This window comes from Halorubrum pallidum (genome assembly GCF_055380345.1).
On the sequence record NZ_AP043945.1, the window covers coordinates 1,309,809 to 1,324,529 of the forward strand.

Sequence of the window (14,721 nt, forward strand, 5' to 3'; positions counted from 1 at the left end):
GCGTCAGGCGTCGCCGCCGACGAACTGCGCCGCGCCCTCGTAGAACCAGTAGCCGTTCTCGCGCATTACTCGGCCGAGTTCCTGATGGAACTCGACGAAGTCGTCGAACTCCTCCGTTTCGACGCTCTCGAATATCTCCTCGACGGAGACGACCGTTTCGAAGTCGATCCGGACGGGATGGTCGCCGTACTGTTCGACGTACTCGGTCGCCGACAGCGGGAAATCCTCCTCCTCGTCGATCTTCTTCGCGAGGACGGCGTGGCCGTACTTCCGTCCTCCCTCGCTCCCCTGTTCTCCGTCGGGGTCGTGTGGCCAGTCCATGCGAACCGATTCGTCGGTCCCGGGCATAGTCATTTCGGAACCTGTGACGGACTGACTCGCTCCGAACGCCGTCGCGATGGTGGCGGCCTCGACGGCGGTATAAACGTCTCTCGCCGTCGTGCGGTTTTTACTTATAAGGGAGTGGGTTGGGGCGGATTTGAACCGCCGGCCTCCTCCATGTCAAGGAGGTGTCATAACCGGACTAGACTACCAACCCTTCAGGGGCGTTCAATCGCAATTCGTGGTATCCGGGGGATATAATTGAACCTTTCGTTTCGGCCGCCCGCGGTAGGCCGCGGTCAGTCGATCCGAGCGCCGCCGCTCGATCCGACGCGTCTCCCGGTGACGCGCTTTCGACTGTCTTTTTTGTGATCGACGAGAGTGTGCTCGCATGGTTGATCTCTCCGCTCGCACCGACAGGCTCGACGAGTACCTCGACGCGCGCGGCCTCGAAGCGGTCTGGTTCGCCAAGCCGAACGGCTTCGCGTGGCTCACCGGCGGAGACAACGTCGTCGACGACGACGCCGATATCGGCGTCGCCGCGGCCGGATACGACGGCGAACTCCGCGTGATCGCCGACAACATCGAAGCCGACAGGCTCGCCGACGAGGAACTGCCGGACCGGTTCGACGTCGAATCGTTCCCGTGGCACGCCTCGTCGCTCGCCGAGGCGGTCGCTGATCGGTCGCCCGCTCCCGCGGCCGCGGACTTCGACGTCCCCGAGTTCGACCGCGTCGACGGCGGTCGCCTCCGACAGCCCCTCACCGACGACGACGTCGAGCGATACCGCGAACTGGGACGCGAGGCAGCCGCCGCCCTCGAAACCGTCTGCCGGAACCTCGAACCGGACGATCCGGAGTACGAGGTCGCCGCCGGCATCGACATCTCGCTCGCGTCCCGCGACGTGAACACCCCCGTCGTGCTCGTCGGCGGTGCCGAACGCGCACAGGCGTATCGACACTACACGCCGACCGACGCGACCCTCGGGGACTACGCGCTGGTCTCGGTCACCGCCGAGCGCGCCGGGCTGTACGCCTCGCTCACGCGCACCGTCGCCTTCGACGCACCGGAGTGGCTTGAAGAGCGTCACCGCGCGGCCGCCCGCGTCGAGGCGACCGCGCTCGCGGCGACGGAGGCGGCCGCGGCGGGCGACGGCACTGCCGCGGACGTCTTCGCTGCGATCCGCGAGGCATACGACGCCGTGGGTCACCCGGACGAGTGGCGCGAACACCATCAAGGGGGTGCTGCTGGCTTCGCGGGCCGCGAGTGGATCGCCACACCCGAGAGCGACGAACCGGTTCGGTGCCCCATGGGATACGCCTGGAACCCGACGGTGCAGGGAGCGAAAAGCGAGGATACTCACCTCGTCGCGGCCGACCGGACCGAGACGCTCACGAAGACCGGTCAGTGGCCGACACACGACGTGGAACCCGTCGCAGTCCACGGAATACCGGCCGAGCCGAGAGAGCTGACCGCGCCGGTGATCCGGTGATGCGACGGAGAACGCGGCGGGACGGCTGGCGGATCCGGCCGTTCGATCAGTAGACGTACTCGCTCTCGTCGATGCCGACGTAGTCCTTCTTGACGCGGCGCTTGTTCCACTTGTACGCCAGTAGCAGTTTCATCGACTCCCAGCCGGAGCGATACGGCTGTGAGAGCAGGCCGTCGCCTGCCTCTGCCGCGAGCATCGCGTCCGCCGCCCCGATGATCCGGTTCCAGTCGTCCGAGTCGTACTCCGCGACCATGTCTGCCATCGTCACGTTCCGGACGACCTCGTCGCCGATTGCCTCCTTCCATCGTCGGTTGTACGACCCGAGGTCGCCCTCAGCGGCGAGTTCGCCCGCGATCGCGCCGGTGCGGACCGCCACGTGGTCGCCCCCCTCGTGGAAGGCGGAGGTCGTCCCCATCGCACCGCCGGCGACGGCGATACCCGCGCCCGTCGGCGAGTCGATGGGTCGTGTCGAGGAGATCGGGTACGTCTCCGTTCCGCCGCGCTTGCCGGCGTCCTCGACGAGCGGGAACTCCTCGTCGATGTCGTACTCTTCGCCGTACTGCCACTCCAAGAGCCGCCGGACGTACTCGCCGCCCTGCGGGATCGAGTCGTCCTCGGAATCGAGCAGCGCGTACGCGTCGCGGTCGAACTCGTCGATGTCCAAACCGATCGGCATCGTGAGCCCGATCCGACAGATGCGGTCCGCGTTCGGGAAGATCCACGGGTACGCGGTCTCGCCGGGCATCACGCCCCACCAGAAGACGATCGCGTCGTTCACCTCCTCGTACACCGCCTCCGGGACTCGGCGATACTCTTGGTACGCGATGTGGTTCGCCGTCCGCGAGGCGAGCCGCTCCGACGCGGGTGCGTCGGCGGGGAGGTACTCGTCCAGCACGCGGTTCGTGATCGTGCGTTGCGGTCCGTCGGCGAGGACGACGAAGTCGCCCCCGACCGACTCGCCGGAGGCGAGGTCGACGACGTGACGCGGTCGGTCGGCGTCGGCCGTGCCGGGAGCTATTGACCGATCTGTGTCGACGTCACGGACGGATACCCCGGTTCGGTACTCGGCTCCGGCGTCTTCCGCCCGGTCGCGGAGCCAGTCGTCGAACCGCGCGCGGTGGAAGGTGTAGCCGAACTTGTCGTACGAGGAGTCGATACCGGTCGACGTGAGCGTCGCCGACTCCTCGGGCCCGCGGAACTCTGCGCGGTTCAGCTCCCGCTGGAGGACGCCGTCGTCGAACTCGTCGGGATGGATTCCCATGATGTCGACCCAGTAGTCCAATATTCCGGCGGCGTCGGTCGAGTCGGGGCCGAGCCGGTCCCGATCGTCCCGCGGAACCCCCTTTTCGAGAACGAGGGCGTCCGCGTCGCCGGTCGCGGCCGCGTGCGCTGCAGCGGAGCCTGCCGGCCCGCCCCCCACGATCGCGACGTCTACGCGTTCCATACTCCGAGAGGTTCCCGTCCGAGTATTAAATTCACGGTCCCGACGCCTCGGACCGAGTCGTTCATCGTCGTTCGTTACTGGTTAGAGCGCCGGAGAGACACGTTTTAGACGATCCGGGGAAGCCGATCCGACACACATGGCACGCGAGACATGGGCGACACGGGCGGGATTCATCCTCGCCGCGGTCGGCAGCGCGGTCGGGCTCGGGAACGTCTGGCGATTTCCCTTCATCACCGGACAGGAGGGCGGGGGAGCGTTTCTCCTCGTCTACCTGCTTTTCGTCGCGCTGATCGGTCTCCCGGCGATCCTCGTCGAGTTCGTGATCGGGCGGCGCACGGAACTGAACCCCGTCGGCGCGATACGGGATCTCGGTAGCGGCGCGTGGAATTACCTCGGCTGGCTGTTCGTGGCCATCGGCTTCGTCATCTTATCGTACTACAGCGTCGTCGCGGGGTGGTTCCTTCGGTACACCCTCATCGGCGTCCTCGACGGCTACGCCGTCGCCGACACCGGCGAGGCACAGGCGCTGTTCGGCACCGTCGCAACCGGGATCGACACGCTGCTCTTCCACGCCGTGTTCATGGCGCTCGTCATCGGGATCATCGCCGCCGGCGTCCGGCGCGGTATCGAGATCGGCGTGAAGATCATGGTACCGGCGATCGTTGCGTTGCTCGTCGGACTCGCGGCGTACGGGTTCACTCTCGACGCGTCGACGGCGGCATACGGCTACTACCTCTCGCCGGACTTCGGCTACCTCGCGGCGAACTGGACGAGCATCCTCCCGGCCGCCGCCGGACAGGCCTTCTTCACCCTCTCGCTGGGCATGGGCGTGATGATCACCTACGCCTCCTATCTCGGCGAGGACCGGAACCTCGTGGCGGACGCGGGCGTGATCGCCAGCCTCGACACCCTCGTGGCGGTGCTCGTCGGGTTCGTCGTCTTTCCCTTCCTCTTCGCGGCCGGCCTCGAACCCGGATCGGGCGGCCCGGGCGGGATATTCGTGAGTCTCACGACGGCGTTCGCCGGGATCCCCGGCGGTCGCGTCCTCGGCGTCGTCTTCTTCGGGATGGTCGGAATCGCGGCCCTCTCGTCGGCGATCAGCATCCTCGAAGTGCTCGTCTCCTACCTGATGGACGAGCTGGGCGTCTCTCGCGTTCCCGCGTCGGCCGCACTCGGCGTCGCGGTCTTCCTGCTCGGGGTGCCGGTGACGATCGACCTGATCTTCCTCGACCTCTTCGATCTGCTCGCCGACGGCGTGCTGCTCGTGTTGGGTTCGCTGCTTCTCGCCCTGTTCGTCGGCTGGGTGATTCCCGACATCGCTCGCGAGGAACTCTCGCGAGGGATCGGCGACCTCGGTCCGTTCGGCGACGTCTGGATCTGGATCGTCCGCGTTCCGATCGTCGTCGTCGTGGCCGTCTCGCTGTACCTCGGAGTGGTCGACTACGTCGAGTTCCTCACGGTCGACTTCGCCGAGTGGCTGGCCGCGCGCTGACCGCCGCGGTCACTCGGTCGCGACCGCGGCGTAGTCAGCGATGATACCGTCGACGCCGGCCGACGCGAGGCGATCGGCCTGATACCAGGTCTCGACGGTCCAGACGTTCACCGCGCGCCCGTTCGCGTGCGCAGTCGTGACGATGTCAGCGTGACCGAACCTCGCGGCGTCGAAAAAGGGCGTTCCTCGAATCGCGTCGATCGGCGGATGGACCGCCTCGGCGTCGTGCTCTTGCGCGATGGCGAGTCCGTCGTCGATCGAGTCTGATACGAGCGGTGCGACCGGAGCCGAAGACAGCTCTCTGATCGCCGCGAGCGCGCCCTCGCAGAACGACGAGAACAGGCGGTCGTTCGGATGAGCGTCGACGACGGCGAGCACGTGTTCGACGAACGGTCGCCAGACGGCCGTCCGCGCCGCGAGCGCGTCTCCGTCCAGTTTCTCGCCCGGCCGGAGGTCCCATCGCCCCGGGTTCTTGAGTTCGACGTTCACGCCGACATCGGCGGGAACGGCGTCGAGCACGTCCGCGAAAAGCGGAACGGTCTCGTCGCTCGCCAACACCGTCGCGCTCGTGACGGTCGCGGTGTCGGTCTCCCAGACGATCCCCGTCGAGTCGGTGAGATCGACCGCTCCGTCGCGGCGGTCGCTCCCCGAGAGTTCGACGTCGTGGATCGCGACTATGTCGCCGTCGGCGGTGGGGACGACGTCGACCTCGATCCAGTCGGCCCGTCGGCGGGTCGGGTCGGGTGACACGACCGAACCCGGTGTTTCGGTCGGTGTGGTCGCGGTCGCCGCCTCGACGGCCGCGACAGTGTTCTCCGGATTCTCGCCCGCGAACCCGCGGTGGGCGACGAGCGCCGGCTTCCCGTCGCCGGACCCTATCATAGGGCGTCGATCACGGCGTCAACGACGACGCCGACCGACTCCGTGACGACCGTCTTGACTCGGGTGAAGACGCCGGGCGAGTCGTCGTCTGACTCCGTCTCTGCCCAGTCTCCGTCGTCAGTGGATTCGGTGCCGCTCTCGGTGGTTTCGTCCATCGTCGCCCACGTTCAGACGTGCTCTTCGTACGGCTGGACGACGACGATCCCGTCGGAGTCGTCGAACCGCATCTGGTACCGCTCGCCGGATTCTTGACCCACCATGTCGGAGAGGCTGCGGTTGACCTCGACGCTCGGAGAGGTTCCACTCCACGCGACGGTCGCGCTTGGGTCCGTCGCGACCGGGGGTTCCAAGACGATCGGGTCGCCATGAGTCGTCAGCGCGACGTAACCGGGGCCCTGCAGGTAGACGTTGCTGAAGCCCCCGGCGAACGAACCGGCGAGGCTGTCTATCGTGCTGATCTCGTACGACAGTGAATCCTCGAACGCGAGGACGTCCTCGCCGTTTACCGTGATCGACTCGCCGGCGTCCAGTTCGATGACCTGTACCTTCTTGCCCCCGTCGGCGAAGTAGACGTGACCCGCTCCCTCGACGGCCATGATCGGCGTTCCCTCGCCGGTTGCCGCCTCCTTGAGGAAGCCGGTGATCCCGCCTTCGGCGGAGGCCTTCCCGGTGAACGACACGTCGCCCGTGTACGCGATCATCGAACCGGCCTTCGCCATCACGGTGCCGTCGACGTCGACGTCGAGAGTGTAGCTATTCTCGCGCCGGAAGGGTTCGGCGCTGTCGGTCGGTGCGTTCGCGGAGGTGAACTGATCGAGATTCATGTGCGCGGGGACCGAGGCGCCCGAGTCGGCCGTGGCGGCCGTGGCGCTCGGCTACGTCGTGGTTCTCCCGTATGGTATTTGAATGGTGCGCTCGGTCTTCGGTTCCGGCCTCGGCGCGCGGCGCACGTCAGTAGACGACGAGTGCGAGGTACAACTGTCCGATCCCGGCGAGGACCATCACCGCGCCGGCGAGGCGCTTCAGCAGGTCGGCGTGTGCCATCACGCGGGTGGCGTTGCTCACGAGTCCGACGCCGGTCGCGACGGTCGTCGCGGCCATCAGGACGGCGACGGTGCCGGCGTAGACGCCGACGACGAGTATCGCGGTCTCCGTGGGAAGCGCGATCGCGCGAGCGACGACGCCGAGGAACACAGGCGCGACGCAGCCGGCACCGGCGAGGGCGTATCCCGCGCCGAACACGCCGAAACCGAGCACGCCGGCGCGGCGCTTCGGGAGTGAAACCGAGATCGACGGGGCCCGTCCGGCGGCCACGAGCAGGCCGAACGCGACGAGCAGCGCGCCGACGAGCGTCTCGAAGACGGTGATGTTCGAGAGCGTCGAGTAGCCGATCCGGACGGTGGCGCCGGCGAGCAGCGCGAACGTCACCAGAACGCCGACCGCGGCCGCGACGCCGCGCACCCCCGCCCCGAGGACCGATGCGGAGTCGGCGTCGACGGAGTTCACGTAGAAGCCGACGTATCCCGGCAACAGCGGGTACGCGCACGGCGAGAAGAACGTCGCCACACCGGCGGCCAGCGCGAACGGCACGTTGGTCGCGAGCGAGACGTCGGTCATCGGTCGCGCCGTCCCGTCATCGGTCGATCGCCGTTTCAATGCCGGTGACGAACTCCTCCGTGGTGTGCGTCCCAGAAGTCGCCCAGCGCACTCGACCCGTCGCGTCGACGGCGCGCGCACTCGGGTAGCCGCCGACGTTGAGCCGAGCCGCGAACTCGGCGGTCACGTCCGCTGCGACGAGCCAGTCACCGTCGTGCTCGGTCCACCAGTCGACTACCGTCTCTTCGCTCACCGATCTGCCGACCGGCTCCGTCGTCACCGAGACGAACAGCACCTCGTCGCCGATCCGATCGTTGGCCTCCGCGAGCGCCGGCATCTGCTCGGCACAGGGGGGACACCACGTCCCGAAGAAGTCGACAAACGTCGGTCGGTCGGGTGCGGGAAGCGTCACCTCTCCGTCGCGGCTCCCGGGCGCGTCGACCGTCTCAAGCGTCACCGGTTCGATCGGCTCCGGTGAGTTGTCACCGGACCCGCTGCCGTCAGAACCGTTTTCGCCGAGGGAATCGGTTTCCCTCTCGGGGGCACCTCCGCCGAGCGAGGCGGGGATCCCGCCCGTCGCGACGGCGCCCGCCCCACCGAGCATCCCGACGCTCGCGAGTCCGGCCAACAGGTCTCGGCGCCTCACGCGGTGACCACCCGCTCGACGTCGTCGACGAGCGATTCGATGTCCGTCTGCGGTCCCCTCGGATACGCCCGCTCGACGATCCCCTGCTTGTTCGCGAGGAGGATCAGCCCGTAGTGAGGGAACCGGTACTCCAGGTTCTCGTACTGGTCGGCCTCGGTCTTCTCGATGACGAGCCCGAAGTTCTCCTCCATCAGCGACTGGCCCGCCTCGTAGCTCTCTGGCCGGAGGAAGTGCCAGTTACCGGCGTCCAGATCGACGCCTTGCTGGCCGGCGTACTCGCGGAGGACCTCGGCGGTGTCGCGCTCGGGATCGAACGTGAGCGGCAGAAGCGAGAGTTCGTCACCGTACTCCCCCTCGGCGGCGGCCGCCTGCGCGCGCCGCAGCCGGAGGATGAGCGCCGGACAGACGCCGTCGGGACAGTGGGTGTAAAACGAGGTCCAGAGGACCGCGCGCTCGCCTTCGTAGTCGGCGACGGTGATCTCTTCGCCGGTGAGCGGATCGGGAACCGTGAAGTTCGGCATTTCGTCGCCGTAGCTCGGGTGGGCGGCCTCGCTCAGGTCCCGTTCCGGCGGACCGAGAACCGTCCCCTCGGCCCCGGAGGACCCCAGCGCTCCGAGACACCCGGCGGTTGCGGCGGTGGCGGTGACGCCGGTCACGGCGGTGACAGACCGGAGATAGGTGCGGCGATCCATGTGGATACCACAGTCTCGTGGATGCTCGTAAATGAACCTCGCGGCTGGTTGCACGCGGTGAACACAGCCGATCCGCGTCGCTCCGCGGCGACGCGACGCCGTCGAACCCACCACGGGCGGGCGCAAACGGTCTACCGTCGGCGGTGTGGAAGGCCTGCAATTCACGACCGGCCGTCACAGGTCGTGGTACCGTGACCCTCGCAAGCGTTATCCCCGAACGGGCAGTACGTTTGTTTGCAATGGCAAACGGTAAGGTTGACTTCTTCAACGACACTGGCGGCTACGGTTTCATCTCGACTGACGACGGCGATCTCGACGACGACGAAGACGTGTTCTTCCACATGGAAGACGTCGGCGGCCCGGACCTCGAAGAGGGCCAGGAAGTGGAGTTCGACATTGAGTCCTCCCCCAAGGGACCCCGCGCGACGAACCTCGTTCGTAACTAACTACCGGATCCTGTCGTCGCTCGACGCGACCGGCGACTGATTCCGATTTCTCACGCACTCGCTACCGAGCGAGTGACATCGTTCCGTCTCTTTCGGCGGCCGGCACCGTACCGCTCTCAGTCTCGCACGCGCCGACAGTCTCGCACGTGCCCGACTCACAGCCCCGGTACGTGTGTGGCACGCCCGATCGACCGTTTAAATACGAGCGCGGCCGAGATACGGCCGTGACCGATTCGATCCCGACCGGCTGCGGTCCGGTCGACGACCTGTTGGGCGGCGGCTTCGAACGCGGTGTCGTCACGCAGGTGTACGGACCGCCCGCGGCGGGGAAGACGAATCTCGCGCTCGCGGCCGCTGTCGAAGTCGCGGCCGGCGGCGATCGCGCGCTCTACATCGACACCGAGGGGCTCTCGATCGATCGCTTCGAGCAGATGGCGTCGGGGCGGCTCGACCGTCCGGACGCCGACGAAACGATCGAAGAGGTCGCCTCTCGGCTCGTGATCACCGAGGCGTACGACTTCGACGACCAGCGTGAGGCGGTCCGCGACGCCGAGGAACTTGCAGCCGAGATCGACCTGATCGTGTTGGACTCGGCAACCGGATTCTATCGCCTCGAACGGGCCGACGACGTCGAGACGGGTGACTCGCTCCGAGCGGTGGCGAAGCAGGTCACACACCTCCTCTCTCTGGCCCGCCGACACGATCTGGCCGTCGTGATCACGAATCAGGTGTTCACCGACCCCGACAGCGACCGCGACCGCGCGCTCGGCGGCAACACGCTCAACCACTGGACCGGTGCGATCGTCCGCGTCGACCGCTTCAGAGGCGGGAACCGTCGGGCGAGTCTCGAAAAGCACCGATCGAAACCGGCCGGTGACTCGGCCACGTTCCGGATAGTCTCCGACGGCCTCGCCGAAGGGACCGACGTTTGACCGACGTTTGACCGGCGGGTCGTACAGTCTTGCTGTCATTTTTGGTCACAATCCAAACGCGAAATTTAACCGCGCTGCGTCTAGCTAGTCTCCAATGAGCGAATCGAGGCGTCGAGCGTCGATCGCGGCCGTACTCGTCGTCATGTGCGTCCTCGTGGCGACGGTCACGCCGGCGGCGGTCGCTGCCGGCCTCGACCCGACCGGCGTCACAGGTGCCGCCGCCGACTGGGACGGAACCCGGGCGGGAGCGGGCGGTGCTATCGGCGACGAAGCGACCGCACCGTCCGTCTCGCACGCGGCGGCCGCCGGCGAAGGCTCGCGCACCGACCGGGACGCGATCGGACCCGGACTCCGGTCGACGAACGGAACGGTCGAGATCGTCGTGCGGTTCGGGGACACCGCACAGATCCAACAGGACCGGGCGAACGGAGGAGCCAGCGTCTCGACGACCGACCTCAAAACGAACGCCGAGGGGGCGCAGGCGGAGTTCGAGCGGTTCGCGTCGGGAAACGGCGCGATCTCGGTGGAGCGGAGCTTCTGGCTCGCGAACGCGAAACTGGTCACGGTCGACACAGATCGCGTGCCGATCGACCGGCTCCTCGAGGTTCCCGGTGTCGAGCGCGTCCACGAGAACTTCCGCGTCGAACTCGACTCCGCGGCGTCCGCGGCGTCCGCGAGCGCGGGGAGCGGCGGGCCCGGGTCGATGACCGGATCGGTCGACTCACCGACACCGACGGCACAGACCGTCTCCACCGCGTCGACCGACGCCACCTACGGCGTCGAGATGGTTCGCTCACCCGAGGTGTGGGAGACGTTCGAGACGCGCGGTGAGGGTGCGACGGTCGCCGTACTCGACACCGGAATCGACCCCGACCACCCGGATCTGACGGTGAGCGGGTGGGCGGAGATCGAGGAGAACGGCGGCGTCAATCAGTCGAGCGATACCCCGTACGACCCGAACGGACACGGCACGCACGTCGCCGGGACGGTCGCCGGGGGGAACGCGAGCGGCACGGCGATCGGCGTCGCACCCGAGGCGACGGTTCACGGGATCAAGGTGTTCCCGGGCGACGATCGAAGCGCCAAATTCAGTCGCATCATCGGAGGGATGGAGGCGGCACTGGACCCGGCGGTCGTCGGGGAGCAAGCGGACGTGATTCAGATGAGTCTCGGTGCAGACGGATACTATTCTGATTTCATCACCCCCGTACGAAACGCGCGCTCGGCCGGTACCGTCGTCGTCGCTTCCTCGGGGAATATAGGCCAAGGAACGTCCAGCACTCCCGCCAACGTCTACGACTCCCTCGCCGTCGGTGCCGTTGATGACAGTCGCAGTGTCGCGTCGTTCTCTAGCGGTGAGACTGTTGACACCTCCGAAGCGTGGGGATCGGACGCTCCAGGCGACTGGCCCGATGAATACGTCGTGCCTGACGTGTCTGCACCCGGCGTTGACGTGTACTCGACCGAACCGGGCGGCACGTACAACAGGAGGGACGGTACCTCGATGGCTGCACCGCACGTCTCCGGCGTCGCGGCGCTGATTATATCTGCGAGTTCAGAGACTGTCACGGACGGAGAACTCTACGACATCCTTCGCGACACCGCGAACCATCCGGAAAACGAAACTGGGCCCGACGACCGCTACGGAACCGGTATCGTCGACGGCTTTGCGGCGGTGTCGGAAGTGCGACCGTACTATCAAGTGTCAAATCTCTCTACCGCGTCGATCGTCGAGCGGAATGCGACGGTCGAAGCGACGGCGAACGTCACCAACGGAGGCGGAGTCGCCGGTGAGAATCGAACCGTCGAACTCCGTCTCACGAACCCCGACGACGGGACGAACACGACACTCAACGAGACGAACGTGTCGCTCGGAGCGGGCAACACAACGAGTGTGACGCTGAACGGAACCGTCCCCGACAGCTTCCCGACCGGAGCAATGGAACTCGGAGTTTTCTCTCCGGAAGAGAACGAGACCGCGCCGATCCGTGTCGCAGATGCGGTCGGGACGGTGAACGGCACCGTCACCGACGCGGAGACGGATACACCCCTCACGGACATCGACGTGGTCGTCCGGAACGGGAGCGAGCAGGTCGGCGAGACCGTGAGCGAGGGAGACGGAACATACGAGGTCGACGTGCCGGCTACGGATCTGAACGTCACCGCGAGCAACGCGACCTATCGACCGTCGAACGCGTCGGTGACGCTGTCGGGCTCCGGCAGCACCGCCACCGCGAACTTCTCGTTAACGCTCCGAAACGGGACCCTTGCCGGCGTCGTGAAGGCCAGCGACGGGCTCGCAGCGCCCGAGAACGCCACAGTGTCCGTCACAGACGAAACGAATGCAAGTGTCGCCGCGGTCGAAGCGGACGAAAACGGCATGTATTCACTCTCGCTCCGACCGGGCACGTACAACCTCACCGCGACCGCGCCGGACTTCGACTCGGCGACCAAGACGAGCGTCGCCGTCGAACCGAACGTGACGACCGACCCGGGCCTCGCGGTCGACCCGCTCCCCGGGGCGATGTTCGGCACGGTGACGAACGCCACCGACGGCGAACCGATTGCGGACACGTCTGTGACGGCGAGCAGACGCGGAGGCGGATCGCTCTCGAACGAGACGGACGCGAACGGGAGCTACGAGTTCACAGAGGCGTCCCGCGGAGAGTACACCCTGACACTCGCTGCTGACGGCTACGCTGGCGAGGATCGAACGGTTACCCTCCAACCGAACGGAACCGTCGAACGGAACGTCTCGCTCGAACCGAGAGCGGTGTTCACGGTCACGGACGTTTCCGGTCCGTCCGAGATCGAGCGTGGAACCGTCGGATCGTTCGACGTCTCGCTGCGTAATGACGGCCGTGCGACCGGCGACGCCACCGTCTCGTTCACCGTCGATCCCGCGGGGAGCGCCGATCCGGTTACTGTCTCGGACCTCGCCGTCGGCGCGACGAGCACCCCGTCGGCAGCGGTGGAAATCCCCGACGACGCCGACACCGGAACGTACCAACTGACTGCGTCGACGGCGGACGACTCGGACTCGGAACCGTTCACCGTAACCGAGGCGACTACGGTCGAAAGCGGGGGTCCTGCTCCGGATGCTGAAGACGATGGAGGTGGCGGCGGCGGAGGCGGTGGAGGTGGCGGCGGAGGCGGACTCGCACCGCCCGTCAACGACGAACCGGAGGAACCGGAAAACGGAACCGCCAACGAGACCGAAGCGGACGAAAACCCCGAAGACACGGCAGAAGAGTCGCCGACAGACGCCGCCGACGACGGAGACGACTCGGGCGGCTCGGACGCGGCGAGTGGGATCGGCGGCGGCTCCGACACCGAGGGAGCCTCGGAAGGGTCACCGGACGAAGGGGGAGTGACGGAAGGGGAGTCGGAAACGACCGACGGAAGCGTTCCCGGCTTCGGATCCGTGATCGCCGTCGTCGCACTGCTCGCGGCGGCGCTGGTCGCGAGACGAGAACCGTGAGGTGAGGAAATCGGCGGTGGAGCCTCGAGGCGCGTCGAAAACGTGGGTTGCGACTACAGCTCTCCGAGCTTGCGGAGGAGCTGTCCGCGGTACTCCTCGTCGGCGTTGACGCCTTTGATCTCCAGGACGTTCCGCTCTAGCTTGTCGAGCGCGACGTGGAACGCGTGTTCTGCGCCGTAGCCCTCGCCGGAGCCGCCGACCTGTCCCTCGTTGGTACGGAGGCGGATCTGACACTGAATCAGGGGAGTGCCGCGGAGCTTCTCTTTGTGCGCGTGGAGCCGGACGTGGGCGTGGATCACGTGCATAGCGGCGTACTTGTCCGCGACCTGCTCGATGGACTCGACGATGTGCTCGCGGGTGGTCGTATCGAGGAGGTCGACGTTGGTGATCTGCACGTCCATCGAGTCCTGTTCGGTGAACGTGAGCGCGCGCAGCACGTCGGTCTTGGTCACTATGCCGGCGACCGTGTCGGCGTCGTCGGGCGTGATGACGAGCCCGGAGACGTCGTTGTCGAACATCCGCTCGACGACGGCCTGCGCGGTCTCGTCGGCGGTGGCGGTGACGACGGGACTCGACATGATGTCGTAGACGGGGATGTCGAGCATCCGGTCGATGTCGCCGGCGCGGTCGCCGCTCCCCTGTCGCTCCTGGTCGCGGACGACGAACTCGACGATGTCGTTCGTGGTGACGACGCCGGCGAGATGGCCGTCCTCGTCGAGGGCCGGCAGCCGCGAGATGCCGTTCTCACGGAGCCGGTTGATCGCGCGGCCGATGCTGTCCTTCTCGCTGATCCCGATCACGTCTTCGGTCGCGATCTGGGCGACGGTGATCGCGTCGAGGCTGTCGATGACGGCCTCCAGAATCTGGTCGACCGTGATGATACCGTAGAGCTTCTCGCCCTCGTACACGGGCGCGATCTTCACGTCGCCCTCGACGAGGAGCCGAGCCGTCTCGCGGATGTCCTCGTGTCGGTCGACCGCCGGTGCCGGCTTCATCACGGCCGACACCTTGGTGTCGTCTTCCATGCGCGAGCGCATGAGCTGCTTCTCGCCGACGACTCCCACGTACTCGCCGTCTTCCACGACGATGATCCCCTTCGGGTTCTCCCGCTCGAAGATAGAACGGACCTTGGCGAGCCGCTCATCGACCTCCACTTCGACGTATTCCGGCGCTGCGATATCAACGATATTCATAGTCCAGTCTGGAAGTTCGACGGGCCGGGTATTGAAAGTGCGGGAGTCATCGCGCCGAGCGAGAGACTCCACGGTGTGATCTTCGATTACGATGCGGATTGATC

Annotated in this window: 14 protein-coding genes and 1 tRNA gene; 5 read left to right on the top strand and 10 right to left on the bottom strand. The window is 66.8% G+C overall.

The genetic code is table 11. From position 1 onward, the window contains the following. Positions 1-3: 3 nt before the first annotated feature. Positions 4-321, bottom strand: coding sequence for a DUF5785 family protein (locus tag ACZ45C_RS08380; protein WP_460558393.1), 318 nt, complete (start codon positions 319-321; stop codon positions 4-6). 142 nt (positions 322-463) lie between these two features. Further along, a tRNA-Val gene (locus ACZ45C_RS08385) sits at positions 464-538 on the bottom strand. A 174-nt stretch (positions 539-712) separates the two neighbouring features. Between ACZ45C_RS08385 and ACZ45C_RS08390 the strand changes: the two genes are divergently transcribed. Beyond that, positions 713-1,813 carry a M24 family metallopeptidase gene (locus ACZ45C_RS08390; protein ID WP_460558395.1) on the top strand — a complete coding sequence of 367 codons (1,101 nt, stop codon included), beginning with the start codon at positions 713-715 and terminating at the stop codon, positions 1,811-1,813. A gap of 46 nt (positions 1,814-1,859) precedes the next feature. Here the strand turns inward: ACZ45C_RS08390 and ACZ45C_RS08395 are convergent, their stop codons facing one another. After that, complete coding sequence (locus tag ACZ45C_RS08395) at positions 1,860-3,257, bottom strand: NAD(P)/FAD-dependent oxidoreductase (protein WP_460558397.1); 1,398 nt, start codon at positions 3,255-3,257, stop codon at positions 1,860-1,862. A 136-nt stretch (positions 3,258-3,393) separates the two neighbouring features. Here ACZ45C_RS08395 and ACZ45C_RS08400 point away from each other — a divergent pair, with 136 nt between their 5' ends. Beyond that, complete coding sequence (locus ACZ45C_RS08400) at positions 3,394-4,749, top strand: sodium-dependent transporter (protein WP_460558399.1); 1,356 nt, start codon at positions 3,394-3,396, stop codon at positions 4,747-4,749. 9 nt (positions 4,750-4,758) lie between these two features. Here the strand turns inward: ACZ45C_RS08400 and ACZ45C_RS08405 are convergent, their stop codons facing one another. The 6 genes from ACZ45C_RS08405 to ACZ45C_RS08430 all read right to left on the bottom strand — a co-directional run bounded on the left by ACZ45C_RS08405 (position 4,759) and on the right by ACZ45C_RS08430 (position 8,565). Further along, positions 4,759-5,631 carry a glycerophosphodiester phosphodiesterase gene (locus ACZ45C_RS08405; protein ID WP_460558401.1) on the bottom strand — a complete coding sequence of 291 codons (873 nt, stop codon included), beginning with the start codon at positions 5,629-5,631 and terminating at the stop codon, positions 4,759-4,761. Next, entirely contained in the window at positions 5,628-5,786 is a 159-nt protein-coding gene (locus ACZ45C_RS08410) for a hypothetical protein (protein ID WP_460558403.1), read from the bottom strand. Before ACZ45C_RS08410 ends, ACZ45C_RS08405 begins: the two co-directional genes overlap by 4 nt. Before the next feature lie 12 nt (positions 5,787-5,798). Next, positions 5,799-6,455 carry an AIM24 family protein gene (locus ACZ45C_RS08415; protein WP_460558405.1) on the bottom strand — a complete coding sequence of 219 codons (657 nt, stop codon included), beginning with the start codon at positions 6,453-6,455 and terminating at the stop codon, positions 5,799-5,801. Between the two features lie 127 nt (positions 6,456-6,582). Next, positions 6,583-7,248, bottom strand: coding sequence for a cytochrome c biogenesis CcdA family protein (locus ACZ45C_RS08420; protein ID WP_460558407.1), 666 nt, complete (start codon positions 7,246-7,248; stop codon positions 6,583-6,585). A gap of 16 nt (positions 7,249-7,264) precedes the next feature. After that, the gene (locus ACZ45C_RS08425) at positions 7,265-7,873 is read right to left on the bottom strand and encodes a TlpA family protein disulfide reductase (RefSeq protein WP_460558409.1); all 609 of its coding nucleotides are present in this window, start codon (positions 7,871-7,873) and stop codon (positions 7,265-7,267) included. Beyond that, positions 7,870-8,565 carry an SCO family protein gene (locus tag ACZ45C_RS08430; protein ID WP_460558411.1) on the bottom strand — a complete coding sequence of 232 codons (696 nt, stop codon included), beginning with the start codon at positions 8,563-8,565 and terminating at the stop codon, positions 7,870-7,872. The genes ACZ45C_RS08425 and ACZ45C_RS08430 overlap by 4 nt, the downstream gene beginning before the upstream one ends. 239 nt (positions 8,566-8,804) lie before the next feature. Here ACZ45C_RS08430 and ACZ45C_RS08435 point away from each other — a divergent pair, with 239 nt between their 5' ends. The 3 genes from ACZ45C_RS08435 to ACZ45C_RS08445 all read left to right on the top strand — a co-directional run bounded on the left by ACZ45C_RS08435 (position 8,805) and on the right by ACZ45C_RS08445 (position 13,424). Continuing rightward, positions 8,805-9,011, top strand: coding sequence for a cold-shock protein (locus tag ACZ45C_RS08435; RefSeq protein ID WP_004595330.1), 207 nt, complete (start codon positions 8,805-8,807; stop codon positions 9,009-9,011). 224 nt (positions 9,012-9,235) lie between these two features. Continuing rightward, on the top strand, positions 9,236-9,943 hold the full coding sequence (gene radB / locus ACZ45C_RS08440) for a DNA repair and recombination protein RadB (RefSeq protein ID WP_460558413.1): 708 nt from the start codon (positions 9,236-9,238) through the stop codon (positions 9,941-9,943). Positions 9,944-10,037: 94 nt separating this feature from the next. Next, on the top strand, positions 10,038-13,424 hold the full coding sequence (locus tag ACZ45C_RS08445; RefSeq protein ID WP_460558415.1) for a S8 family serine peptidase: 3,387 nt from the start codon (positions 10,038-10,040) through the stop codon (positions 13,422-13,424). A gap of 53 nt (positions 13,425-13,477) precedes the next feature. Here the strand turns inward: ACZ45C_RS08445 and ACZ45C_RS08450 are convergent, their stop codons facing one another. Next, complete coding sequence (locus tag ACZ45C_RS08450) at positions 13,478-14,617, bottom strand: CBS domain-containing protein (protein WP_460558417.1); 1,140 nt, start codon at positions 14,615-14,617, stop codon at positions 13,478-13,480. Positions 14,618-14,721 lie beyond the last annotated feature (104 nt).

What these genes read in the sequence shown, in the direction of transcription:
- ACZ45C_RS08410 (WP_460558403.1), bottom strand. Translation starts at nt 5,786, where the DNA reads ATGGACGAAACCACCGAGAGCGGCACCGAATCCACTGACGACGGAGAC.
- ACZ45C_RS08435 (WP_004595330.1), top strand. Translation starts at nt 8,805, where the DNA reads ATGGCAAACGGTAAGGTTGACTTCTTCAACGACACTGGCGGCTACGGT.
- ACZ45C_RS08415 (WP_460558405.1), bottom strand. Translation starts at nt 6,455, where the DNA reads ATGAATCTCGATCAGTTCACCTCCGCGAACGCACCGACCGACAGCGCC.
- ACZ45C_RS08400 (WP_460558399.1), top strand. Translation starts at nt 3,394, where the DNA reads ATGGCACGCGAGACATGGGCGACACGGGCGGGATTCATCCTCGCCGCG.
- ACZ45C_RS08390 (WP_460558395.1), top strand. Translation starts at nt 713, where the DNA reads ATGGTTGATCTCTCCGCTCGCACCGACAGGCTCGACGAGTACCTCGAC.
- ACZ45C_RS08420 (WP_460558407.1), bottom strand. Translation starts at nt 7,248, where the DNA reads ATGACCGACGTCTCGCTCGCGACCAACGTGCCGTTCGCGCTGGCCGCC.
- ACZ45C_RS08395 (WP_460558397.1), bottom strand. Translation starts at nt 3,257, where the DNA reads ATGGAACGCGTAGACGTCGCGATCGTGGGGGGCGGGCCGGCAGGCTCC.
- ACZ45C_RS08430 (WP_460558411.1), bottom strand. Translation starts at nt 8,565, where the DNA reads ATGGATCGCCGCACCTATCTCCGGTCTGTCACCGCCGTGACCGGCGTC.
- ACZ45C_RS08405 (WP_460558401.1), bottom strand. Translation starts at nt 5,631, where the DNA reads ATGATAGGGTCCGGCGACGGGAAGCCGGCGCTCGTCGCCCACCGCGGG.
- ACZ45C_RS08445 (WP_460558415.1), top strand. Translation starts at nt 10,038, where the DNA reads ATGAGCGAATCGAGGCGTCGAGCGTCGATCGCGGCCGTACTCGTCGTC.
- ACZ45C_RS08380 (WP_460558393.1), bottom strand. Translation starts at nt 321, where the DNA reads ATGGACTGGCCACACGACCCCGACGGAGAACAGGGGAGCGAGGGAGGA.
- ACZ45C_RS08450 (WP_460558417.1), bottom strand. Translation starts at nt 14,617, where the DNA reads ATGAATATCGTTGATATCGCAGCGCCGGAATACGTCGAAGTGGAGGTC.